We start from the raw sequence: 22,757 nt of genomic DNA on the forward strand, positions 1-22,757 counted from the left end.
ATTCAAGGACAAGCTTCCCATGAGACTGCTGGACCGGATCGGCGAGGACCTGCCATTCCTGACGGAGCTCCGTCATGACCTGCACGCGCATCCGGAACTGGGTTTCGAAGAGGAGAGAACCAGCGCCATCGTCGCCGATCTTCTCGAGCGCGCCGGGCTGAAGGTGCATCGCGGCCTCGGCGGCACCGGCCTGGTCGCCACGTTGCAGGTGGGTAACGGCACCCGCAGCATCGGCCTGCGCGCCGACATGGATGCGCTTGCCATGCCTGAGGTGCCCGACCGGCCCTACAAATCGAAATTCCCCGGCAAGATGCATGCCTGCGGCCATGACGGCCACACCGCCATGCTGCTGGGTGCGGCGCGTTACCTCGCAAAGACCCGCGATTTTTCCGGCACCGTGCATTTCATCTTCCAGCCGGCCGAAGAAGGCCGCGGCGGCGCGAAAAAAATGGTGGAGGACGGGCTTTTCACCCTGTTTCCCTGCGATGCGGTCTATGGCCTGCACAATATGCCGGGGCTTGGCATCGACGAAATGGCGGTGGTGGAAGGACCGCAGCTCGCCTCTTCCGACAGCTGGCGCGTCACCTTCAAGGGCATCGGCACCCATGGCGCCAAGCCGCATCTCGGCCGCGACCCGGTGACGGCGGCGGGCGCCTTCCTCGCCTCGCTGCAAACCATTATCGGCCGCGTGGTCGATCCGCTGCAACCCGCCGTGGTCAGCGCCTGTTCGGTGCAGGCGGGCGACCCGAAGGCGCTCAACGTCATTCCCGATCTCGTCGAAATCGGCGGTACGGCGCGCGCCTATGCGCCTGAGGTACGCGACCAGCTGGAAGCCGAGATCGGCAGGCTGGCCAGGGGCACGGCGGCGATGTTCGGCATCGAGGCGCATTATGAATTCATCCGCCGCATTCCGCCCGTCATCAACGAGGCGGATGCGACGAAACGGGCGCTGCGCGCCGCCAAGACCGTCTTCGGCAACAAGACCCGCACCGCCTACCCACCCTCGACCGCCGGCGACGACTTCGCCTTCTTCGCGGGCGAAGCCCCCGGTTGCTATGTCTGGCTCGGCAATGGCCCGGCGGTGGATGGCGCGCTGCACCACAACACCTCCTATGACTTCAACGATGCGGCCATCGTGCCGGGCGTGGCGTTCTGGGCGACGCTGGTGGAGCAGGAACTGGCGGCGGAGTGAAAACGGCCGCCCGGCACAGGAGCCGGTGCGGCTTTCAGACGTGAAGCATCCGATCAGCAATCGCCGCCGGGCACTGCGGCGAAACAATACTGTCTGCGCGCAATAATTCTGGATCATATACATCGATATCCAATAGACTCAACCGGTAAATTAGTATACATACACGGCATAGTCGCATTTCATTATGTATTTCCGGTCCAATTTTTAAAACGGGCAAGCATCATGACGAGACTTGTTGTGCCGAAAAGTGCGATCAACGGGCGTCTGGCCTCCAAGTCGTTAAAAAACCTGCCGCCCGACGATTATCGCGACCGTCTTATCAAATATATTCCGGCGGAATCCGTGGCCCTTTATGTTGCCGTCGATAAAATGGTCAATTCCCATTACGGGTTGAGCACACTCACGGCGGATAGCGTCGTCTCCACACAGGCCGTGATCGTCAGCTGGGCAATTCTCGCCCTCGGCATCATCGGCACACCGATCTATCTCTACCGCCGTAAGCTCTCGGGCCAGCCATGGCTCTTGAATGCCGTCATCTCCACCATCGCCTTCGTGCTCTGGGCCTATACATTGAGCGGCTCCGTCTTTCTCGTGCACCAGTGGTACAGCGTTTTCGCGGCCGGCCTGCTCGCGCCGATCTTCACCTTTGTGGCCGGGTTTTTCGAACCCAAACCGGAGTAAGCGTTCATGCCGACCTATGAGGACCTGCGCGCCTATTTCGACGCTTCCGAAGCCATGACGCAATTGGCGCGCGGGGCTTCGGACATCCCCATCGTGCATGGCTTCACACTCGATGTGGATCCGGTGTGGATGCTGCTCTACGATCTGGAAGACGATGTGGTGCCGGAAAGCGAACGCTACTGGTATGAATATCTGCTCACGCGCCGCCCGCTCCACGACTGGCTGGCTGGCCCCTCCACCTTTCCGAACTGGCCGATCCAGCTGCCCTATCAGGGATACCGGCGTCGCGACCTCAACCGCAAGGTTTCGTTGTGGAACGCCATCCCGGGGCCTGTAAGAAACGGCCCGGTCATGATGACCATCGTCTACGGTCCATTGAGGACGCCGGTGAAAGGCGTGCGCGCAGCCGAAGAGGGCTCCGGCGATATCGCGGCGCTTCGCCAGCTGACCGCTCTCGTCAACCGCAGCCCCGCCGCCGCCCGCATCGAGGAACGCCCGAGGGCACGACTTGCCTTTGCGACCGGCGACGAAATCACCACCAGCGCCGGTGAAACCGGCACCTATGGCGGCACGCTGACCGACCAGTACAACAAGAAATACGGCATGACCTGCGCCCATGTCGCCAAAACCGGCGACGATATTTTCGATGTGTCGGGACAGCGGATCGGTACGGCAAGACACCACACCAAACTCCATGCCCTGCCGGCGCAGACGGTCTGCGATCCGGTGGCCCTGCCCATGCCCAATCCCTATCCCGGCAATAGCGGTTCGGTGAATATGTTCGATTTTTCGCTGATCGAGCTTACCGCCGCTCCGGCAGCGTCTTCATTGGGCGGCGTGGCCGCCAGCCTGACAACGGGGCAAAACGTCACGCTCAGGGGCAAAAGCGGCACTTATAAATGCAAGCTCGGCTCGCTGGCGATCAGCTACGCCTTCACGGATGGCAGCTCAACCTATTGTTTTCGCGACCAGATCGAACTCAAGCCACAGCCGGTCATTCCGATCGGCGGCGCCCTGGGGCATCTCGTCACTCCCATGCCGACACAGGGCGATTCCGGCGGATGGGTTCTGACCGATGACGTGACGCCGCTGTGGGCCGGCGTGTTTTTCGGCGAGGATGGCAGTCGCGGTTATTGCTCGCGCGCCAGCTGGGCGCATGACTGGGCCGAAAACCAGGTCGGCGGCTCCCTCTCCGTTTAACCCCCGCCCTGCACCCGCCCCCGCTCACTGGGATCGGGGAAGAGCCGGGCGCTCACTCCACCACGGCAATCACCGGGCTTTCCATCACCCTGCCCGTCAGGACATCGGCAATGCCCATATCCGTCTGGTGCGGACCGATATTGCAGGCGAGGGTCGCGCCGAAACAGGCCTTGAAGACGAGATAGGGCGGCTGCCATTCCACCACCCTGCCGACGGCTTCGCGTAGTTCCTCGAAAGCCTTTGCCACGTCTCCAAGCGGCGCATCGGAAACGAGGCCGGAAAGCGGCAACGGGAGAAGTGCTGTCACCTTGCCTTCGGAGGCGACGGCCATGCCGCCGCCTGCCGCTATCACCGCATTGGCGGCGAGCGCCATGTCTTCGGCATTGCCGCCGAAAACGGTGAGGTTGTGGCTGTCATGCGAAACGGTGGTGGCGAAGGCGCCATTCCATTTTCCCCAGCCGGTCAGGAAGCCGGTTCTGGTGACAGCTTCAGCCTTGCCGTGGCGATGGGTGACGGAAATCATCGTCGCCCCTTCGGGCGGAACGACGAAACCGTCCTTCACCTCGGCTTCCGCCTCGCCCCATTGGGTGAAACGCGGGCGGTCGATGGTGGCGAGGCGCACCTTGGCGCCTTCGCAGGCAACCCGGAAATCATCGGCTACGCGCAGCGGCAGCTTCATCGAGCCTTCGAGCGCTGCGGCATCACAGGCCGGAACGTCGACGAGCATATGTCCGTCTTTCGCAACCGCCCTGCCCCCGACCAGGACATGGCGAGCGGCAAAACCGCTCAGATCCTCGAAGACGGCGATATCGGCGCGACGGCCGGCGGCGATGAGGCCGAGATCGGCGCGGCCGAGCCTTTGGGCGGCATTCAATGTTGCGGCGCGCAGCGCCCATTCCGGCTTCAGGCCATAACGGACGAGGCGTCGCACCACATCGTCCAGCCCGCCGCCATGCAACAGGTCATCGGGGAAGACATCGTCGGTGCAGAGCGTCACCGTCTGCGGCAGATGGCCAAGCGCATTCAGCGCCTCCACAAATTCCGGCAGCAGGTGATCGTGCGAACCGCGCAGCTCGATGGTCAGTCCGACCCTGAGCTTCGCCATCAGGTCTTCGCCCGACACCAGCTCGTGATCGGAGGAGACGCCCGCCGCCATGAAGGCGTTGAGATCGGCATCTTTCAGGCCGCGCGCATGGCCGCAGACCAACTTCTCCGAGGCAAGCCCGGCCTGCACGATGCCGCTCATGCGCGGATCGCGCTCGATGACGCCGCGCATGTTCATGATTTCCGCGATACCGCCGACCTCAGGCCATGACAGGATATCGGCGAGAATGGCGGCGTCGAAATCCGCGCCGCCGCGCTCCAGCCCCGGTGCGGAAGGCACGCAGGAGGGTGCGAGCAGAATGGCGCGCAGGGGCAGGTTTTCGATGGATTTCGCCGCCCAGCGCGCACCTTCAACGCCGTGCACATTGCCGAATTCATGCGGGTCCCAGACGATGGTGGTGACGCCGCGGGCGACAACCGCCGCCGCATAGGCGGCCGGTGTGACCATCGAGCTTTCGATGTGCATATGCGTATCGATCAGGCCGGGCGAGACATAGGCCCCTGCCGCATCGATAATCTTCGCAGCCTCACTGCGGCTTGCCGGTGCGTGCACGCTGGCGATCAGCGGGCCAACGATGCCGATATCGGCGGCGCGCAGCTCGCCGGTCACCATATCCACCAATGTTCCGCCGGTGACGAGAATATCGAAAGGCGCATCGCCGCGGGCGGCGGCAACGGCGCGGGCGCGCAGGGTGTCATCGTTGAGATCGGCCGGCTCACGTGTCAGTGAATTGGCATTCATCGGGCAGCCTCCCGGTGCAGCGCCTCAAGAATAGCCGCCTTCGCACCCTCTGCATCCACCGTTTCGGCGAAGTGCGCGTTGAAAGTCTGGGCTTTCTCCAAGCGCGTCTCGACCACAGTTCGCCCGCGTGTCAGCGTCGCCTGAAGCTCGACATCGATCCGCGCATGACGCCAGCCGATGAGACCGGAGGCGAAAGCGACGGCGGCCACGGGATCGTAAAGCGCCATGGCGGCTCGGCCACGGCTGGTGGCGATGCCGATGAAGCCTTCCAGCAGATCGGCGATCAGCCCCGCATTCCTGCCGCCGGCATTGCGGATCGGCGGCACATCGTCCGGCGAGGCGGTGACCTGCCGGCAGGCATCGAGATCGACCATGCGCAGCGGCAGGCCGTGGGCAAGCACGATGGCCAGCGCTTCCGGATCGGCAAAGGCGTTGAATTCGGCCGATGCCGTATGGTTACCGCTGGTGACCCCGCCGCCCATCCAGGTCAGGTCGGAGATTTTTGCGGCGAGATCGGGCCGGGCGAGACACAGGGCAGCGATGTTGGTGAGCGGGCCGAGCGCCAGAATGCGCTTCTCGCCCGCCCCTTCAAGCCAGCCGCAGAGCGCGGCAAAGGCATCGCTTTCCGGCAAGGCCGGCGCATCCGGCAGGCTTTGGCCGGCGGTCGGAATGCCGCAATCGCCCAGAACGCATTGCGCGGTTTCGAGCGCGCCGAGAACCGGCATGGCGCGGCCCTGATGGATCGGCATCGCCCAGGCAAAGGCGACGGCGGCGCCTGCGGCATTTCGGCAGACCGCATCCAGCGTCGCATTGCCGAAAACCAGCGAAATGCCGTCGATGGCAACATCCGACGATTGCACCACCATGATGGCGGCGATGTCGTCAAAGCCCATATCGGTGTCGATCCACACGCCCATGGTCAGTTGAACACCTTGAGGCTCGCCGCCTTTTCAACCGGCAGGTCGAAGGCAAGCATATCGCCGATGGCGTGAGAGGTCAGGGCGGCGTCCGTTTCCGCCTTGATGGGCCCGAGCGGCGTGTCGAGCAGATATTCGCGGCTGTTGCCGGCAAAGGAGGTGCCGCGCACGGTTCCCTGGAAAGGACCTGAACCGAGGGTAACCATGCGCGGCCGCCAGGCCAGTCCGGATGCTGAAAGGACTGGTCCGGGAAGCGGTGTTGTGCCGTTTGCGGTTTTCAACGCGCCGCCTTCCAGCGCGAAGATGTTCTCAAAGCCGACGAAGTCAGCCACGAAGGACGAAACCGGCGCGTTGTAAATCTCTTCCGGTGTGCCGATCTGCTCGATCTTGCCGCCCTTCATGACGACAATGCGGTCGGCGAGCGCCAGAGCCTCGATCTGGTCATGGGTGACGAAGACCATCGTCACGCCGGTTTCCTTCTGCACGCGCTGCAATTCGGTGCGCATTTCAAGCCTGAGGCGCGCATCGAGGTTGGAGAGCGGCTCATCGAGCAGGAGCACCTTCGGCTCCATGACCATGGAGCGCGCCAGCGCCACGCGCTGCTGCTGGCCTCCGGAAAGCTCCGCAGGCTTTCGCGAGGCGAAGCTGGACAAGCCCACCGATTTCAGGCCGGAGGCGACCTTGTCCTCCAGCGCCTTGCCGTTCATGCCCTTTAGCTTCAGGCCGAAGGCGACGTTTTCATAGACCGTCAGATGCGGGAAGAGCGCATAGGACTGGAACACCAGCCCGACGGCGCGCTTGTTCGCGGCCACCCGGGTAATGTCTGCCCCATCGAGATCGATGCGCCCGCCCGCCACCGGCATCAGCCCGGCAATGGCGCGCATCGTCGTGGTCTTGCCGCAGCCTGATGGTCCGAGAAGGGCGAGCAGCTCGCCCTTGCGGATATCGAGATCGAGATCCCTGACGGCGACATTGCCGCCATAGGCGAGCGAGACTTTGTTGAGCGAAAGGTATTTTGCGTCAGACATAACGGGAGAACCCCAGGAAACGTTCGGCCATGAAGACGATGCCGATGGAAAGGAAGGCGAGCAGCGAAGAAAGGGCTGCAACGGAGGGATCGAAGACGATTTCCATGTAGCCCAGCATGTCGATGGGCAGCGTGCGAACGCCCGGACCGGACAGGAACAGCGACACTGGCACCTGGTTGAAACTCGTCACGAAACCGAGAATGAAGGCAGAAAGAATGCCGCCGCGAATATTCGGCAGCACCACCCGGAAAAACGCCCCGAGCCGCGACGAGCCGAGCAGCACCGCCGCCTCCTCGATATCGGAACGCAGATTGTTGAGGCTGGCCGATACCACCCGCACCGCATAGGGCAGGATGAGCGCGGTATGGGCAAGGAACAAAGCAAGCGTGATGCCGATGCCGAAGGGCACGACGAAATAACGCAGCAGCGCTAAGCCGACGATGATACCGGGCACGATAATCGGCGCGGAAACGATGGTGCGCACCGTCTCGCTAAGGGGCAGCTTGTAGCGCGACATGGCGTAAGAGGCGGGAATGCCGAGGATGAGCGCCGTGAACGTGCCGCCGATGGCAAGGAACATCGACATGGCAAAGCTTTCGCGGAAGCTTTCGACCGTGAAGACCTTGGCGATCCATTTCAGCGAAAAACCCTGCGGCGGAAAGGCGAGCGTATCGCCGGCCGAAAACGAGGCCGCGACGATGATGAGGAACGGCCCGATCAGGAAACCGACGACAAGCAGGAGCGTGAGCGGAATGAAGAGCTGCCGGGTCATTTCTTGTTCCTTGCGGTGGCGATGCGCTTCAGCAGGATATTGGCGGCAAAGCTCATGACGATCAGGATGAAGGCGATGACGCTGGCGGAGACGAAATTGTTGGAAACCGTTACCTGCTGGTAAAGCAGGGTTTCCAGCATCAGCACCTTGGAACCGCCGAGAATGGCGGGCGTGATATAGGCCGTCAGCGAACCGGTGAAGACCAGCGTGCCGCCGACGACCAGCCCCTCTCTGGTGAGCGGCAGGATGACCTTCCAGAACACTTGAAACCAGTTGGCGCCGAGCACGCGGGCGGCGGCGATCGTATCCTTCGGCATGTTTTCCAGTGCGCTGATGAGGGAGATGATCATGAGCGGCAGGAAAAGCTGGAGGAGACCAATGAAGACGGCCGTTTCCGAAAACAGGATGCGGATCGGCGCGTCGCTGAGGCCCACCGCCTGCAGCGCCTGATTGACGATGCCGGTTCTGCCGAGAATGACGATCCAGGCATAGGTGCGGGCAACCGGTGAAATCATCAGCGGCAGCACGACGAGATTGACCACATGGCCCTTCGTGCCCGGCGACAGGTTGACGATGGCGAAAGCCGCCGCATACCCCACCACCGCCGAGACGACGGTGACAAGCGCGCCGAGCTTCAGGGTGCGCAGGAAAACCGTCTGGTTCAGCGGATCGGAAAAGAATGCGGCATAGGCCGACAATGTCCAGCCGTCAGCGGTGCGAAAGCCCTCCGACAGAAGCATGAAGACCGGCACAAGAAAGACCGCCGCCGCAAAAATTGCGGCGGGCAAGGCAAGCGCCAATGCTTCGGCCCGATTCTGAAACATGGGTTTATTCCCTGAACGGCCTGAGGGCCGGTTGTTACGGCAGCCGGACACACCGGCCTGCGAAATTGGAAGGTGGAAAAGCGGTCAGGGGACGACCGAACCGCTTTTCCCGGAATGGAGCCGTCCTGACGGACGTTTCGATGCCCCATTCCAAACGGTGAATGACTTACTGGCCGACCTTGGCGTTCCACTCCGACAGCCACTTGTCACGGTTATCGAGCGTTACGTCGGAAGGAATGAGTTGAAGGCTTTTTGCGGTTTCGTCGCCATAGGTGATGTTGTTCGCCACCTCGTCGGAAACCTTGACTTCCCTGTTGGTCGGGCTGTCCACCAGCTTTTCGGCCAGCGCCTTCTGAACTTCGGTCGAGAGCCAGAAATCCATGAACTGCAGCGCAAGCTCCTCGTTCTTCGTGCCCTTCGGCACCACGAGCACATTCATGCCGCCGGTCTGGCCTTCCTTGGGCGTTGCCCAGGCAAGCGGCAGATCGAGCTTGGTGAAAGGCGCCCAGGAGAAGCGGCCGATGGGCGCTGCCCAGATTTCTTCCTGCTGCATGAGCTGTACGAGCTGCGAGGATTTGACGTAGAAAGTGACGATGTCGTCCTTCTTTTCGCCCACGGCCTCGATGGCGCCGGAAAGATCGGGCGTATCCTTGCCAATGGCCTTGCCGAGCATATAAAGCGCCGGCGGGCCCTGGTTGGTGGTGACATTCGGGAAGGCGACGTGGTCGACAATGCCGTCCTTCAAAAGATCGGCCCAGCTGTCGATCTTCATCTTGTCGGTGCGGTAAACGATGGAGGTGGCGTAGAAATTGACGCCGACGCTCATGCCGTCGCCATTCGGATCCTTGGCGATGTCATAGAGCTTTTCGATATTCGGAACCTTGGACGCGTCGATCTTCTGGATCAGGTCCTTGCGGGTGGCCGACAGCGCATCGGCCATGGAAACGATGGCAAGATCGACCACCGGATTGGCCTTGTTGGCCTCCATCTTGGCCAGACGCTCGACGCTGTTGCCGGTCTCGACAACCAGCTTGCAGCCGCATTGCTTTTCGAACGGCGTGTAGACCAGCTCCTTGAATTCGTCCTGCGCGAAGGCATAGACCGAGATCGTCAGCGTCTTGTCCTGCGCCTGCGCGGCGCCCATCGTCAGCATCAGGGCGGCGCCCGATGCAAGAATGATTTTTTTCATGGTGTGAGTTCTCCTGCTGTCGTTTTTTTGGCTTCAATCGCATCATGCTTTGCCTTGCCGGTGGAGCCGCGCATGATCAGCGCCATCGGTACTTTCGAGATGTCCGCCGTCACATCGACGGCGACGCCGTTTTCGCCCGCCCCGTCGATTGCGCGCAGCAGCGCGCCGACGGCGAGATCGGCGATACGGCCCATATCCATGCGCATGGTCGTCAAGGGCGGGGTGACCACGGCGGAAAAGATGAGATCGTCGAAGCCGGTGACACTGGCCTCTTCCGGCACCTCGATGCCCTCGCGCTGCAATTCCGTGAGCACGCGCAGCGCATGCAGATCGGATACGGCGGCAAAGGCGGTGAAACCTTCGGCAACCTTTTCTGCAAGACCAAGCCGGCAACCCGCGCCGCCCGCCTGTTCAATGGCGTCCACCCAGAGCGTCTGCGTCACGCATGCCTTACCAAGACCATCGCGAATGCCGCCGAGACGGTCGTTCTGCACGTTGGAATCGCGGTTCTTGCCCACCAGCACTACCTTGCGATGGCCAAGCCCCGCCAGATATTCGCCCACCTGCCGGCCGCCATCCCAATGGTCGGCGGCGACCGTGTTGCCGGGCGTCGAGGGGCTGTCGATCACCGCGACGGGACAATCGACATCGGCAATGCGCGTGCCGCGGCGGGGAACGATGACCATGCCATCCACACCGCGCTCGATCAGCCGGTTGATCGCATCCGTCTGCATGGCGATCTCGCCGCGCGAGTCGGCGATCAGCACGCCGTAACCGGCAGTGACGGCCGCCTTTTCGATCGCCTGCGCGATCTGCGGAAAGAGAGGATTGGCAATATCCGGCAGTACCAGCCCCAGAACCCCGCTTCTGCCGGTGCGCAGCGCCCTGCCCGCCGAACTCGGCACATAGCCCAGCTCGCTTGCCGTCTTGCGAATGCGCTCCACCAGCTCCGGCGAAACGCGACCCTTGCCCGACAGCGCATTGGACACGGTTGCCGCCGACACGCCGAGTGCCGCTGCTATCGCGCTCAGATTGGTGGCAGGCCGTGAAGACGCCATGATGGTCCGGAAGGGCTGATTAAACGTTTAATCTCGATAATCGAGCAAGGCCGCCCTGTCGAGTCCGGAGGTGACAAAAATCAGGGCTATCCCCGGAAACGGGAAAGATTGTAGCCGGGCGTGTCAGCGGCTACCGGCCGGATGGGATCATTGCTGCGGCCTGACCTGCGACATGATTGCCAAAATGCCACCATCCGGGTCCTTGAAAAAGGCCATCCACTCCTCGGTTCCATCGCCATGACGATGAATGAGATGCGGAGGACTTTTAAATTCGACGTTGCGTGACAACAGACCTTCATAAGCGGCACCGATATCATCCACCCTGAAATAGATGACCGCATTTGTCGGCCCTCGCCCATCGACCGAAAGGAAGAGGCGCGTGCCGCCACAATCGAAAAACGCCAGATCGCCGAATGTATAGAGATGGGTTAGCCCGAGCACATCCCGATACCATGCCTCTGCCGCAGGCAGATCGCTGACGGAACGGGAGATCTGGCCAATGGCGCCGAGCGCGATATTTTTATTCATCGGGTTCCCCTGTTTTCCCAAGGCGCTGTCGACCGGCACGGCGAACCAGCGCAAAAGCATTTTCCTGTTCTCGAGACCAAGCTTCCCGAGCGCATTGGCGATGTGAAACTTGACGGCATCGAGGCTGATGCCACGGCGGCTGGCTATCTCTCGGTTCGTCATGCCGTGCTGGGCGGCATGAACGGTCCGCCATTCGGCGGGCGTCAGAATATCCTCATGCGCAGGCCGGCCGCGCTTCCTTTTTGGTTTCATGACCGATTTCATAGCCCGGCTTGCCGCGATTTTCCCTCCCCCTGCCGGCATTTATCGCCGCGAGGGTCAGCATCCGTTAAACCGTCTCTGCCACGGCTTTATGAAAGGGGCGCATTGCGGGCGGCATGATAGGCCTCCACCTGCCGCACCAGCCAATCGCGAAACAGCACGACCGGCACGTGATTGGCGCGCGAAAGCGGCGCCACGGCATAATAGGAGCTGGGGCTTCTGGCCTGATGATCGAAGGCCTTTACCAGTTGCTTCGATTTCAGCTCGTTGTCGATCAGGAAAAGCGGCATCAGCGCCACGCCGAGCCCGGCGATGCAGGCCTGCGCCACGCTGGAAAACTGTTCGAAGCGCATGCCCTGCGGCAAAGCGAGCGACAGGCCGAGGCTTTCGAACCAGTGACCCCATGCGCCCGGCCGCGAGGCCATGTGCAGCAGCGGCAGGGCGGCGATATCCTCTCCCTTTTCCACGGGATGGGCGCTGAGGAATTGCGGGCTGCACACCGGCGCAACCATTTCATGCATCAGAAAGGTGCTTTCCGCCCCCGGCCAGTCGGCCTGGCCGATATGGATCGCCATATCGAGCTGCTCGCGCTCAAAGTCGAATTGCCCGATGCGGGTGGCGAAATTGATGGTGATTTCGGGGTGGTTCGCCACGAAGTCCGGGATACGCGGCAGAAGCCAGCGGGTGCCGAAGGTGGGCAGCATGGCGAGGTTCAAGGTATTGCCATGCGTTTTGGTCATGATCTGCAGCGAGGCGGAGCGTATCTCGCCAAGGGCGGAGGCAATCGATTTTGCATAGGCGCGGCCCTCTGTCGTCAGCGCCACGCCGCGTGCGCCGCGTTCGAACAGGCGCACGCCAAGCTGTTCTTCCAGTGACATAACCTGCCGGCTGATCGCCCCCTGCGTCAAAGCAAGCTCATCGGCGGCGGCGGAAAAGCTGCCGAGCCGGGCCACGGAATCGAAGGCGGCGAGCGCACTGGTGGAAGGCAGGAGTTTGCGGCTGAGAGACGTCATGAGCCATTACTATATGTAATGCAAAAATGAGTAAACATGGCTTGTGCCGACTGGCTCGAATACCAATAATCCGGCCAGCAAATCCGGAGGCATCACGTGAGCGAACACGCAGCATTCAATTGGCAGGACCCTTTTCTGCTCGAAGACCAACTGAACGACGACGAGCGGATGATCCGCGACGCCGCCGCCGCCTTCGGCAAATCGGAACTCTTGCCGCGTGTCTCCGAGGCCTATCTTTCCGAGACCACCGAACCGGAACTGTTTCGCCTTATGGGCCGCACCGGCCTGCTCGGCGTCACCCTGCCGGAAGAATATGGCGCGGCCAATGCCAGCTATGTGGCTTACGGCCTCGTCGCCCGCGAGGTGGAGCGGATCGACAGCGGTTACCGCTCGATGATGAGCGTGCAGTCCTCGCTCGTCATCCATCCGATCTTCGCCTATGGCTCGGACGAGCAGAAGAAGAAATACCTGCCCGGCCTCGTTTCCGGCGAATTGATCGGCTGTTTCGGCCTCACCGAGCCGGATGCCGGTTCCGATCCCGGCGGCATGAAGACCCGTGCTGAAAAGATCGCCGGCGGCTATCGCCTGCGCGGTTCGAAAATGTGGATTTCCAATGCGCCAATCGCCGATGTCTTCGTCGTCTGGGCGAAATCGGAAGCCCATGACAACCAGATCCGCGGCTTCGTGCTGGAAAAGGGCATGAAGGGCCTCTCCGCTCCCAAGATCGGCGGCAAGCTGTCGCTGCGCGCCTCGATTACAGGCGAAATCGTCATGGATGGCGTCGAAGTCGGCGAAGACGCGCTGCTGCCCAATGTTTCCGGCCTGAAAGGCCCGTTCGGCTGCCTCAACCGCGCCCGTTATGGCATTTCCTGGGGTGTCATGGGTGCTGCGGAAGATTGCTGGTTCCGCGCCCGGCAATATGGTCTCGACCGCAAGCAGTTCGGCAAGCCGCTCGCCGGCATGCAGCTTTACCAGAAGAAGCTCGCCGACATGCAGACCGAAATCGCCCTCGGCCTTCAGGCATCGCTCCGCGTCGGCCAACTGATGGACGACCATAAGATGACGCCGGAAATGATCTCCATCATCAAGCGTAACAATTGCGGCAAGGCGCTGGATATCGCCCGCCAGGCCCGCGACATGCATGGCGGCAACGGCATCCAGATCGAATATCACGTCATGCGCCATGCGCAGAACCTCGAGACGGTGAATACCTATGAAGGCACGCACGACGTACACGCGCTGATCCTCGGCCGGGCGCAGACGGGCATTCAGGCGTTTTTCTGAGGCTTTTCCCTGAAAGAATTGGAGGCCCGAAGACCTCCGACGGGTCATCCTCGGCCCTGAGCCGAGGATCCACTGTTTCAAGCGGGCTGTGGATCCTCGGGTCTAGCCCGAGGATGACGCCGGGTGTTTGGGATCACTTTACCCCAAGTAAGGGCCTTCGAAGATCACTTCGAAGGCCCTTTGCTTTTCAACTCAGGTGGCGGCTCAGAATGTGCCGCGCACGCCGATGCCGAACATGCGCGGTTCGGTCATGCTGGCCTCGATGCCGCCGATGCCGCGGTTTTCCTTCATCAGCGTCGGGGCGCGCTCGTCGAAGACGTTCTTGACGTAAGCGTAGAATTCAAGCTCGTCCTGGAACTTGTAGCTCGCCCGCACATCCGCGATCGTATAGGGGTCGATCGCATAAACGGCCTTGTTATCCGTGTCGGAGTAATAACCGTCGAGATGGCGCACCTGCCCTGACACGGTGAATTTATCAGTGACGTCCCAGCTGGCGCCGATGGTGAAGCTGTAACCCGGCGACTTGGCGAATTCCTTGCCGACATAGGCGGCGCTGCTGGAAATCTCGTCGATCTTCGTTTTAAGCAGACCGGCGCTGGCCTTCAGCGTCAGATTGTCGAGAACCCGATAATCCGCGCCGATTTCCAGGCCGTAAGCATGGGCCTCTTCGGCGTTGACGGTGTAGGATTCGCTGATGCCGGTGGAAACGACGACCGGGACGTTAAACTGGGCATTGTTCATGTCCATGTAGAACAGGTTGCCGTTCACCGTCAGCGTATCGTCCAGCAGGCTGGCGCGGGTGAAGAGCTCGTAGTTCCAGATGGTTTCCTTGTCGAAGGTCCGCCATTTGCTGGTCGTCAGGTCGAATGCGACGCCGCCGGGGTTGTAACCGCGGCTGATCAGGCCGCCCACCGTCCAGTCGTCATTGATGGCATAGGCGAGCGATGCCTTCGGCAGGATTTCCGAGAAGGTTTCGTCATAATTGACCGAGCTTCTGCTGGTGGCGGAGAGCGTCCGGTAACCGGCGCGCTGGATCTGGTCCTGCTGGTAGCGCAGGCCGCCGGTCAGGGTCCACTGGTCGGTCAGGCGATAGCTCAGCTCGCTGAAGAGACCGAGATTATCCTTGGTATCGTTGAAGCGCGAGGTGCCGCGCAGGTAAAGCACCTCGTCGGCTTTGGTATGCGCGTAATAAATACCCGCGACGCCGCTCAGCACGTCCTCCTGATCGCCGAAGGTCACACGTGTCTCGTGGGAGGTGTTCTTGAGATCGATATCGGCATCGCCATTATTCGCAATGCCGACCCGGCGCTTGGCGATGGAAGAGGAAAACTGCGTCTGGTTGAACAGCTTCACACCGTTCTCGAAGTCGTAATTGATGTCGAGAATACCGGTATTGGTATATTGGCTGAAGCTCGGCATGGTGGTGGTGACGTGGTTCAGGTCCTCGAAGGGACGCGACGCCGCCTCCTGGCTCGGCCGGTTGGAAGCGTTATAGGAATAGGTCAGCTTGGTCGAAAGGCCGGGAATTTCCGACGGTTCCCACAGAAGCTTGAAGCGACCGTTGAATTCCTTGAAGTCCTGGTCCGTGCCGGCATGGGCGAAAGCCGAGTTGATGTAATCGATGAAGGTGTCGCGGCCGGAATAGTCGATGGCCATGCGCGCCGCCAGCTCATCTTCGATCAGCGGGCCGGAAACGGCGAAGGAGCCGCGCTTCTGGTGATAATTGCCGATCTCCGCCTGATAGCTCGCTTCCGGCGTAAAGGTCGGGTCCTTGGTGTTGACGAGGATCGCGCCGGCAATGGCGTTGGCGCCCTGCGAGGTGGTCTGCGGGCCGCGGAAGACCTCGATGCTGTCGACATCCCAGATGGAACTCGCGCCATAGATGAACTCGTTATAACCGAGATAGTGACCGTCGACATTGATCGTGGCGCGCGGCACCGTGCCGGTGAAGAAAGCGATGGAGCCGGTGTTCGGCCCCTGCGTATCCTGTCCGCGAATGATGGGAGCGCTGACACTGTCGGTGTAAACGACGTTCGGAATATCCTTGATCGCGTCCGATACGGTCGGGCTGCCGGTCTCTTCCTTCCTGATTTCCTCGGCGGATTTGACCGAGACGGACGACGCCGTGTTCTTCATGTCGCGCGCCACTTTTTCACCGGTCACGACGATCGGTTTGAGAACGGTCGTTCCCGAGGCCTCGGCCTGCTGATCCTGACCGAAAACCGGCGTCACAAACAGCGTCGCCAGCGTCAGAACGCTGACCCCGCTCATCAAGCGACCGTTAGAACGAAACCCCATCACACACCCCTAGATAAACATGAGTATTAAAGTCATATTCAAGTAACGGAAGCGTTATACGTTTCGCAATAGAGAATACGTTCTGCATTGCGGACAAACAGGGTTCCGTAACGGGATGTGCCATATTTACAACAAAGTTTACCGACCGCTTCTTCCGCACCCCGTCGCGTCTCGAAAGGAAACAGCGCATCGCGGCGCGCAAAAATCGATTCCGATTTCCGAGCCGATGCGTTAGGCATGCTCGACAAAACGGGGGAACGGGCTTGGACGCCATGGATGACGATTCGGACAATCTGCCGGAAAACGAGGGTGAAAAGCGCTCCGCACTCATTCAGTCAGTGTCGATTGCGGCACGTTTCCTCAATCTTCTCGCCAGATCGGACACGGCTCTTGCGCTTGGCGAGCTGGCCAAACGCGCCGGCACCGGCCGCTCCACCGCACATCGTTACATGCAAAGCCTCGTGCGGGAAGGACTGGTGATACAGGACCCAGCAAGCGGCAGTTACGATCTCGGACCCGCAGCGCTCGGAATAGGCATCAGCGCGCTCAGGCGAATCAATCCGGTCGAAACCGCCGGCCGCCGGATGAATGCGCTTGCCTCCAGGATCGGCGCCAGCTGCGGCGTGGCGATCTGGACCGAACGCGGCCCGACCGTGGTGCGGTGGGCGAGAAGCGCCAGCTTTTCCATCAGCACCGTGGCGCTCGGCGATGTTCTGCCGCTGGACAACAGCGCCTGCGGGCTGGTTTTTCAGGCCTACCTGCCGCCGGACAGGATAGCCGCCGTGCGCAGGCTGCAACCGGCCGCCTTTCGTGGCTCCCGCCCCGATGCCGGCATTCTGGAAACCATTCGCGAAGCGGGTGGCGCGGAACTCAATGAACATCTGTTCTCCGCCCTGACCGGCAAGGCTGCGCCGGTTTTCGACGCACAGGGCGAACTCTGTTGTGTCGTCACCACCGTATCCTTCGTGGCCACCGCCGAGACCGAACGGCATTTTTCCCGGCTGATCGAAGCCGCCGGACAGGCGACGGCCGAATCCGGCGGCGCGTAAGCCTATTCGGCCAGATGTTCCGCAAAGGTACGGCCGGAATAGGCCGTGCGGAAAAGCCCGGCATCGCCGAGCTTCGGCAACAGCCGCTCCAGCACCAGCCGCATGGACGCCACCGAACCGCCGGGCACCGCGACGAAACCGTCTATCGCACCCGCAGCAGCCCATTCGCGGATGGCCTCAAGGGCATCTTCAACGGTGCCGATGATCTGCCAATGACCCGACCCCATCACTTCCGGACGCCGCAATAATTCCGCAGCACTCAGCGTCTCCCGCTCGATCAGCCGGCGCAGCAGGCCGGCGTGGGTGCGGCTTCTCGGTGTCTCCGGCGGCGGCGGCAGGTCGGAGGCGGTGACGATCCGCGTGAGCGGCCAGTCCGTGAGATCAAGACCCGTCATATCGCGGATGGAGGCAAAGGCGCGGGCGCGATTGGCGCGGGCATGGGTTTCCGCGAAAAGTTCCAGCGCCTCCCTGGCGGTCTCCGCAAGGTAGAGGCTGAGGCCCGGCATCAGCTTCACCCCGTCGGGGTTGCGGCCGTGGCCCTCGGCACGCCGCCGCAAATCCGCCCTGAGTTCGATGGCCGCCTGCATATCCGGCGTCGAGGCAAAGACAGCGTCCGCCACTGACGAGGCGAAATCACGACCCTCGGGAGAGGCGCCCGCCTGCACCAACGGAATGCGGCTGGCATGGGACGGCAGGTTGAGCGGGCCCTTGACGCTGAAATGCCTGCCCTCATGCGCCACCGGATGCACCAGCGAGGAATCGGCGAACCGCCCGCTTTCCCGGTCGAGTTTGAGAGCTTCGTTCGGAAAGCTCGCCCAGAGCTGCTGCACCACCTGCGTGAATTCGGCGGCGCGCTCGTAGCGTTCCTGCGGCGAAGGCATCTCTTTCAGGCCGAAATTTTCGTGCCCCTCAAGCGCCGTGACGATATTCCACCCTGCCCTGCCATTGCTCAGCCAGTTCAGCGACTGGATCTGGCGGGCGACGACATAGGGCGGCAGAAATGTAGTCGAAACGGTGGACAACAGCCCGACATGGCTGGTTTCCCGCGCAATCGCCGCAAGAAGCATGGTCGGGTCCATGCTGGCAAATCCGCCGCCGGTCTCCAGCCCCTCGGTGCGCAGAAAAAGCGTATCCGGCCGGAACACGAAATCCACATGCGCGGCCTCCGCGCGCTGCGAAAGATCGACGAAATAATCGCTGGAAAACACCCCGTTTATATCGCTGTCCGCGCGCCGCCATGCCTCGCCGCTGAGCCAGGTTGGGGCCAGCGACATGCCGACATGAAGCTTGGCTGTGACTGACATGATGCACCTCAACTGCAATAACCGGGAAGAAATCCGCACGCTGAATCGGCAAATTTCGATTTGTGGAGAGTTTTACTATAGTTTAGTGTCGCTTCAAGACCACACCGTCGCGCCTGCCGGAACGAAATGTCTTTTCCACTGGCTCGATGTTTAAATTCAAACACTTAAATAGCCCGCGCGACGCCTCGACGCACGGGTGCATGAATAACAGGAGCTGTATCCGGTGCTTGACGCCACGGACCTTCACGCCAGCTATGGCCATGTTCCCGTCCTGCGGGGGCTCTCCGCCCGTTTCCGGTCCGGCCGCGTCACCGCGCTGGTTGGTCCCAATGGCTGTGGCAAGTCGACGCTGCTGAAGACCGTCATGGGTTTTGTGCCTTTGTCATCGGGCGCGATAAGGCTTGGCGAGCGTTCGGTCAGCGAGATCGGACGCCGCGAACTGGCGCGGCGCATCGCCTATCTGCCGCAGGAGTGCCATTGCCCTGACTATATGACGCTCGGTGAGCTGATCGAGCTTGCCGGTTATGCGCGCTACGGTCTTGCCGGCGGCCCGACCGAGCGCGACCGCGCGCTTTTCGCCGAGGCGCTGAAGACCGTCGGGCTGGAAGACAAGGCGAAGGCACAGGTCAATAGGTTGTCCGGCGGCCAGCGCCAGCGCGCCTTCATCGCCATGGTGCTGGCGCAGGATACGGATGTGATCCTGATGGACGAGCCGGTCAACCATCTCGACATGAAATATCAATATGCCGTTCTCGGCCTCGTGCGCGAACTGACGGACAGGCATGGCAAGACCGTCATCGTCGTGCTGCACGATCTCAACCTTGCCTCCACCTTCGCCGATGATGTCATCATGCTGAAAGCCGGGCGGGTTCTGGCATCCGGGCCGGTGGAAAGAACGGTCACGTCCGAAAATGTCGCCGAGGTCTTCGATCTCGAAGCCGATATCTTCTCCCGGCAGGGGCGGCTCATCTGCGTGCCCCGGCTGGAGCGGCAGGAACAGGCCATTCCGGCATGACACCGAAAATAACGCTGATTTTCGCCGCCGCGCTGCTGCTGGCCGCCATCCTCGCCATCAATCTGCTGGTAATGTCCGGCGACATGCCGCCTGCCGAAATCATGGCGACGCTCTGGCGCGGCGAGGCCGACAGCTATGAGCAATCGGTGCTTCTCTATCAGCAAATCCCGCGCTCGCTGATTGCCATCTATGTGGGGGCGACGACGGCCGTCAGCGGTTGTGTGCTGCAGGGGCTTGCGCGCAATCCCCTCGCCTCGCCCTCCACCCTGGGGCTGAATGCCGGCGCGACGCTTTTTGTGATTGCCGGCGCGCTGGTGTTCGATTTCTCTCCGGAAATACAGGGCCTTGCCGCGCTCACAGGCGCTGGCTTCGGTTTTGCCGGCTGTTTCGTCGTCGCACGTCTCGCCGGTCGGTCAAACGATCCGCGCGGCCTGTCGCTCATCCTTTCCGGCGCGCTGGTTTCCATGCTGCTGATCGGCGTGACCAACGCCCTGCTTCTCTCCAACCCCACACGCCGCGCCGAGTTCCTCAGCTGGGTGGGCGGCAATATCAACCACGTCTATGCCGAGCGCCTCACCGATTTCTGGTGGATCGGCGCAATTGCGCTGGTGATATTGTGGGCGGTCGCCCGGCCGCTGACGCTGGTTCTGCTGGGCGCGGAAAAGGCCGCCTCCGCCGGTGTGAATGTCACGCGTATTTCCCGGGTCGCGCTCTTCGCCACCATGCTGGCCTCGGGTTCGGCGGTGGCGATCTGCGGCCCCATCGGCTTCGTCGGCCTCATCGTGCCGCATATGATCCGGCCGCTGGTTGGCGTGAACTTCACGCTTGCCCTGCCGGCCTCCGCGCTTGTCGGCGCGGGCCTCTGCGTGCTGGCCGATCTTGGCGCGCAAACCCTGTTTGCGCCCTATGTGGTCAATACCGGGTTGTTCATGGACCTGCTTGGCGGCCTCGTCTTCATCGTCATCGTCAAGCGCTTCTATCTGTCGCCTTCGGCGAGGGGGCTGTCATGAAGGGGGCTTTCATGAAACGGCATTTCGCCACCGACGGCAAAGCCGTCCTCCGGCTGCCGAGCGGCCTGCAGATCGGCATCGGCAATCTGAAAGCCGGCCTTGCGCTGATGGTGCTGGCGCTGGCGCTCGCCGCCCTGTCCGTCAGCCTCGGCAATACCGAAACGGGCCTCGCCGATCTCCTGCGCGGATTGGTGGGCGGGCATCTCGGCGACGATCAGGCCTATGCGCTGTGGACGGTGCGGCTGCCGCGTATCCTCATCGGTTTCATGGCCGGCTGGAGCGTGGCGCTGGCGGGCGCCATGCTGCAATCCGTCGCCCGCAATCCGCTCGCCGATCCCGGCCTGTTCGGTCTGAGCCAGGGGTCGATGACCACCATCATGCTGCTTCTGGTGCTGGTGCCGGCCGCACCCAAGACGCTGGTGGCGCTTGCGGCCGTCGGCGGCGCTCTGGCCGTCGCCTTCCTTCTCATCGCCCTCGTCGGACGGGAACGCTCAAGCGGCCTAGCCATATTGCTGATGGGTATTGCGATCGAATCCGCCCTCTCATCCGTCTCTTCTGTCCTTTTGCTTTACACGCCGGCCGAAACCTCGCTGTCGCTGGCCGACTGGATGGCGGGCTCGCTGTTTCAGGCCAGCTGGTCGACCATCCTCGTTTTCGCGCCCCTCTTTGGCGCAAGCCTCGTGGGCATTTTTCTCATCGGCCGGGCGCTCGCGGTCTTCGATCTCGGCAATGAAATGGCCATGGCGCTCGGTGAAACCGTCAGGCATTCCCGCCCGCTCGTCATTGTTTTTGCGGTCATCCTCAGCGCCTCCTCGGTTACCGCCGTCGGCCCGCTGACCTTTCTCGGCGTTATCGCCCCGCATCTCGCCACCTTCGTTTCGCCCGCCGTCGGTCGCGCCAGGCTTTTCCTGTCGGGGCTTACCGGCGGCATTCTGGTCGTCACCGCCGATACGCTGTCGCGCGGGCTGGTGGCCGATACGCCGATGCCGATCGGCCTTGCGCTGACGCTGATCGGCGTGCCGCTTTTCATCCTCACGCTGCGCCTTCAGGCGCTGCACAGAACCAATAGCCACTGAAGACATCGAATAAAGGGAATGCCATGCGAATTGCCATCCTCATCGCCGCACTTCTGGCCGCCGGAACGAGCCTCGCCGCCGAGCGCAGCGTGACCGATGCCGCCGGCCGCACCGTCTCCGTTCCGGCAAAGCCGCAGCGCATCGTCGTCATGCACGAGCCGCTGCTCGGCGTGCCGCTGATGGATCTCGACGCCAATGTGGTCGGCGCTTATGGCCGCAACAGCGACGGCAAATTCGCCACCGCCGTCGATTTCGTCGACACCGTTCTCGGTGAGGGCCGCACGAAACCGAAAGGTTTCGGCGCGGTCGGCCAGATCGACCTTGAAAAACTGCGGGCGCTGCAACCGGACCTCATCGTCGCCACGGAAATGGATGGCGGCAAGGCCGAACAGCTCTCCACCGTCGCCCCCGTCTATCTGCAAAAGGCCAGCGCCGGCAAAGCCTATGGTTTCAGCGTCGAAGAAAACCTTGCCGCCCTGGTCGGGCGAAGCGATGTCTTTGCCGAGCGCCGGAAGACCTATGACACGAAGCTCGCCGCCGTCAAAAAGACGCTGGGCGACGATATCAAGGGCAAGACCTATCTCGCGATCCTGCTGACCGACCAGATCAATGCGGTGGGTGACATGTCCGGCGCGGTGCAGGCGCTGGAGGATCTGGGTTATACCCGCCTGAAGATCGACAACGCCGCCTCTTCGGGCGGCATGGGCTCGACCCTGATGATGCCGCTGAGCGCCGATGCCTTCGGCAAGCTCAATCCCGATCTGCTGGTGGTGATGAACAGCTATACCAGCCCCGCCCGCGGCGAGGCCGGAACGCGCGCCGCCCTTGAAAAGATCATTCCCGGCTGGGAGCGTTGCGTAAAACCGGCGCGCGAGAAAAGGATCGTTTTCCTCGATTCCACCAGGGTCACGACGCCTTCCATTCCAAGCGCCCTGCACACATTGAATGAGGTGGAAAGCTGGGCAGGCCGCCGCTGAACGGCGTTCTCTCAAGCCAATCCCGGCACGATTTATGTGCCGGGTATAAACTTGAGTTTTTGGAGAAAGTTATATTGCCGGGGCCGAAACCGCCTGTTATGGTTCGCGCATCTTGACGCAACGACGCCGGAATATCGCGCCGGATTAAGATTCCCAACGCGCGATCGTCCGGCACGCCGACCCGGGACAGCGAGACCGCCGAACCCGTCGGCGATATCCCAGGAAAGACAACAGC

Annotated in this window: 20 protein-coding genes; 9 read left to right on the plus strand and 11 right to left on the minus strand. The window is 62.0% G+C overall.

Going from position 1 to position 22,757, the window contains the following annotated elements:
- The first annotated feature begins 19 nt into the window (after nt 1–19).
- The 3 genes from N5D22_RS16870 (at nt 20) to N5D22_RS16880 (ending at nt 3,073) form a co-directional block, all read left to right on the plus strand.
- Nucleotides 20–1,192: a M20 family metallopeptidase gene (locus N5D22_RS16870; protein WP_279656998.1), complete on the plus strand. Its 1,173-nt coding sequence runs from the start codon at nt 20–22 to the stop codon at nt 1,190–1,192.
- A 222-nt stretch (nt 1,193–1,414) separates the two neighbouring features.
- Nucleotides 1,415–1,873, plus strand: a complete 459-nt coding sequence (locus N5D22_RS16875; protein WP_279656999.1) for a hypothetical protein — start codon at nt 1,415–1,417, stop codon at nt 1,871–1,873.
- Nucleotides 1,874–1,879: 6 nt separating this feature from the next.
- Nucleotides 1,880–3,073: a hypothetical protein gene (locus N5D22_RS16880; RefSeq protein WP_279657000.1), complete on the plus strand. Its 1,194-nt coding sequence runs from the start codon at nt 1,880–1,882 to the stop codon at nt 3,071–3,073.
- A 52-nt stretch (nt 3,074–3,125) separates the two neighbouring features.
- Here the strand turns inward: N5D22_RS16880 and N5D22_RS16885 are convergent, their stop codons facing one another.
- The 9 genes from N5D22_RS16885 to N5D22_RS16925 all read right to left on the minus strand — a co-directional run bounded on the left by N5D22_RS16885 (nt 3,126) and on the right by N5D22_RS16925 (nt 12,509).
- Nucleotides 3,126–4,919, minus strand: coding sequence for an adenine deaminase (locus tag N5D22_RS16885; protein ID WP_279657001.1), 1,794 nt, complete (start codon nt 4,917–4,919; stop codon nt 3,126–3,128).
- Entirely contained in the window at nt 4,916–5,836 is a 921-nt protein-coding gene (locus tag N5D22_RS16890) for a nucleoside hydrolase (RefSeq protein WP_279657002.1), read from the minus strand. Before N5D22_RS16890 ends, N5D22_RS16885 begins: the two co-directional genes overlap by 4 nt.
- A gap of 2 nt (nt 5,837–5,838) precedes the next feature.
- Nucleotides 5,839–6,864: an ABC transporter ATP-binding protein gene (locus N5D22_RS16895; protein WP_279657003.1), complete on the minus strand. Its 1,026-nt coding sequence runs from the start codon at nt 6,862–6,864 to the stop codon at nt 5,839–5,841.
- Complete coding sequence (locus N5D22_RS16900; protein WP_279657005.1) at nt 6,857–7,636, minus strand: ABC transporter permease; 780 nt, start codon at nt 7,634–7,636, stop codon at nt 6,857–6,859. Before N5D22_RS16900 ends, N5D22_RS16895 begins: the two co-directional genes overlap by 8 nt.
- A complete protein-coding gene (locus tag N5D22_RS16905) occupies nt 7,633–8,460 on the minus strand; it encodes an ABC transporter permease (RefSeq protein WP_279657006.1) in 828 nt (275 codons plus the stop codon). Before N5D22_RS16905 ends, N5D22_RS16900 begins: the two co-directional genes overlap by 4 nt.
- 166 nt (nt 8,461–8,626) lie before the next feature.
- Nucleotides 8,627–9,649: an ABC transporter substrate-binding protein gene (locus N5D22_RS16910; RefSeq protein ID WP_279657007.1), complete on the minus strand. Its 1,023-nt coding sequence runs from the start codon at nt 9,647–9,649 to the stop codon at nt 8,627–8,629.
- The gene (locus N5D22_RS16915; protein ID WP_080853609.1) at nt 9,646–10,707 is read right to left on the minus strand and encodes a LacI family DNA-binding transcriptional regulator; all 1,062 of its coding nucleotides are present in this window, start codon (nt 10,705–10,707) and stop codon (nt 9,646–9,648) included. The genes N5D22_RS16910 and N5D22_RS16915 overlap by 4 nt, the downstream gene beginning before the upstream one ends.
- A 147-nt stretch (nt 10,708–10,854) precedes the next feature.
- On the minus strand, nt 10,855–11,487 hold the full coding sequence (locus N5D22_RS16920; protein ID WP_279657008.1) for a VOC family protein: 633 nt from the start codon (nt 11,485–11,487) through the stop codon (nt 10,855–10,857).
- A gap of 98 nt (nt 11,488–11,585) precedes the next feature.
- Nucleotides 11,586–12,509 carry a LysR family transcriptional regulator gene (locus tag N5D22_RS16925; protein ID WP_174058699.1) on the minus strand — a complete coding sequence of 308 codons (924 nt, stop codon included), beginning with the start codon at nt 12,507–12,509 and terminating at the stop codon, nt 11,586–11,588.
- A gap of 168 nt (nt 12,510–12,677) precedes the next feature.
- Between N5D22_RS16925 and N5D22_RS16930 the strand changes: the two genes are divergently transcribed.
- On the plus strand, nt 12,678–13,793 hold the full coding sequence (locus tag N5D22_RS16930) for an acyl-CoA dehydrogenase (RefSeq protein ID WP_347881153.1): 1,116 nt from the start codon (nt 12,678–12,680) through the stop codon (nt 13,791–13,793).
- Between the two features lie 204 nt (nt 13,794–13,997).
- Here the strand turns inward: N5D22_RS16930 and N5D22_RS16935 are convergent, their stop codons facing one another.
- The gene (locus tag N5D22_RS16935) at nt 13,998–16,064 is read right to left on the minus strand and encodes a TonB-dependent receptor (protein WP_279657011.1); all 2,067 of its coding nucleotides are present in this window, start codon (nt 16,062–16,064) and stop codon (nt 13,998–14,000) included.
- Between the two features lie 299 nt (nt 16,065–16,363).
- Between N5D22_RS16935 and N5D22_RS16940 the strand changes: the two genes are divergently transcribed.
- The gene (locus N5D22_RS16940) at nt 16,364–17,140 is read left to right on the plus strand and encodes an IclR family transcriptional regulator (RefSeq protein ID WP_279657012.1); all 777 of its coding nucleotides are present in this window, start codon (nt 16,364–16,366) and stop codon (nt 17,138–17,140) included.
- A gap of 2 nt (nt 17,141–17,142) precedes the next feature.
- Here N5D22_RS16940 and N5D22_RS16945 read toward each other — a convergent pair whose 3' ends face one another.
- Nucleotides 17,143–18,444, minus strand: a complete 1,302-nt coding sequence (locus N5D22_RS16945) for an NtaA/DmoA family FMN-dependent monooxygenase (RefSeq protein WP_279657013.1) — start codon at nt 18,442–18,444, stop codon at nt 17,143–17,145.
- Nucleotides 18,445–18,658: 214 nt separating this feature from the next.
- Between N5D22_RS16945 and N5D22_RS16950 the strand changes: the two genes are divergently transcribed.
- The 4 genes from N5D22_RS16950 to N5D22_RS16965 are packed head-to-tail and all read left to right on the plus strand — an operon-like array spanning nt 18,659 to nt 22,522.
- The gene (locus N5D22_RS16950; RefSeq protein WP_279657139.1) at nt 18,659–19,459 is read left to right on the plus strand and encodes an ABC transporter ATP-binding protein; all 801 of its coding nucleotides are present in this window, start codon (nt 18,659–18,661) and stop codon (nt 19,457–19,459) included.
- Nucleotides 19,456–20,469, plus strand: coding sequence for an iron ABC transporter permease (locus tag N5D22_RS16955; protein WP_279657015.1), 1,014 nt, complete (start codon nt 19,456–19,458; stop codon nt 20,467–20,469). The genes N5D22_RS16950 and N5D22_RS16955 overlap by 4 nt, the downstream gene beginning before the upstream one ends.
- Before the next feature lie 11 nt (nt 20,470–20,480).
- On the plus strand, nt 20,481–21,545 hold the full coding sequence (locus N5D22_RS16960) for an iron ABC transporter permease (protein WP_279657017.1): 1,065 nt from the start codon (nt 20,481–20,483) through the stop codon (nt 21,543–21,545).
- Nucleotides 21,546–21,568: 23 nt separating this feature from the next.
- Nucleotides 21,569–22,522: an ABC transporter substrate-binding protein gene (locus N5D22_RS16965; RefSeq protein ID WP_279657019.1), complete on the plus strand. Its 954-nt coding sequence runs from the start codon at nt 21,569–21,571 to the stop codon at nt 22,520–22,522.
- The last annotated feature ends 235 nt before the right edge of the window (nt 22,523–22,757 follow it).

The organism is Agrobacterium sp. GD03872, assembly GCF_029840625.1.
Lineage (GTDB): Bacteria > Pseudomonadota > Alphaproteobacteria > Rhizobiales > Rhizobiaceae > Agrobacterium > Agrobacterium fabrum_A.

Bases quoted from the DNA above. Each gene is read 5' to 3' on its own strand.
- N5D22_RS16870 (WP_279656998.1), top strand. From the start codon at position 20: ATGAGACTGCTGGACCGGATCGGCGAGGACCTGCCATTCCTGACGGAG.
- N5D22_RS16875 (WP_279656999.1), top strand. From the start codon at position 1,415: ATGACGAGACTTGTTGTGCCGAAAAGTGCGATCAACGGGCGTCTGGCC.
- N5D22_RS16880 (WP_279657000.1), top strand. From the start codon at position 1,880: ATGCCGACCTATGAGGACCTGCGCGCCTATTTCGACGCTTCCGAAGCC.
- N5D22_RS16885 (WP_279657001.1), bottom strand. From the start codon at position 4,919: ATGAATGCCAATTCACTGACACGTGAGCCGGCCGATCTCAACGATGAC.
- N5D22_RS16890 (WP_279657002.1), bottom strand. From the start codon at position 5,836: ATGGGCGTGTGGATCGACACCGATATGGGCTTTGACGACATCGCCGCC.
- N5D22_RS16895 (WP_279657003.1), bottom strand. From the start codon at position 6,864: ATGTCTGACGCAAAATACCTTTCGCTCAACAAAGTCTCGCTCGCCTAT.
- N5D22_RS16900 (WP_279657005.1), bottom strand. From the start codon at position 7,636: ATGACCCGGCAGCTCTTCATTCCGCTCACGCTCCTGCTTGTCGTCGGT.
- N5D22_RS16905 (WP_279657006.1), bottom strand. From the start codon at position 8,460: ATGTTTCAGAATCGGGCCGAAGCATTGGCGCTTGCCTTGCCCGCCGCA.
- N5D22_RS16910 (WP_279657007.1), bottom strand. From the start codon at position 9,649: ATGAAAAAAATCATTCTTGCATCGGGCGCCGCCCTGATGCTGACGATG.
- N5D22_RS16915 (WP_080853609.1), bottom strand. From the start codon at position 10,707: ATGGCGTCTTCACGGCCTGCCACCAATCTGAGCGCGATAGCAGCGGCA.
- N5D22_RS16920 (WP_279657008.1), bottom strand. From the start codon at position 11,487: ATGAAACCAAAAAGGAAGCGCGGCCGGCCTGCGCATGAGGATATTCTG.
- N5D22_RS16925 (WP_174058699.1), bottom strand. From the start codon at position 12,509: ATGACGTCTCTCAGCCGCAAACTCCTGCCTTCCACCAGTGCGCTCGCC.
- N5D22_RS16930 (WP_347881153.1), top strand. From the start codon at position 12,678: ATGATCCGCGACGCCGCCGCCGCCTTCGGCAAATCGGAACTCTTGCCG.
- N5D22_RS16935 (WP_279657011.1), bottom strand. From the start codon at position 16,064: ATGAGCGGGGTCAGCGTTCTGACGCTGGCGACGCTGTTTGTGACGCCG.
- N5D22_RS16940 (WP_279657012.1), top strand. From the start codon at position 16,364: ATGGATGACGATTCGGACAATCTGCCGGAAAACGAGGGTGAAAAGCGC.
- N5D22_RS16945 (WP_279657013.1), bottom strand. From the start codon at position 18,444: ATGTCAGTCACAGCCAAGCTTCATGTCGGCATGTCGCTGGCCCCAACC.
- N5D22_RS16955 (WP_279657015.1), top strand. From the start codon at position 19,456: ATGACACCGAAAATAACGCTGATTTTCGCCGCCGCGCTGCTGCTGGCC.
- N5D22_RS16960 (WP_279657017.1), top strand. From the start codon at position 20,481: ATGAAACGGCATTTCGCCACCGACGGCAAAGCCGTCCTCCGGCTGCCG.
- N5D22_RS16965 (WP_279657019.1), top strand. From the start codon at position 21,569: ATGCGAATTGCCATCCTCATCGCCGCACTTCTGGCCGCCGGAACGAGC.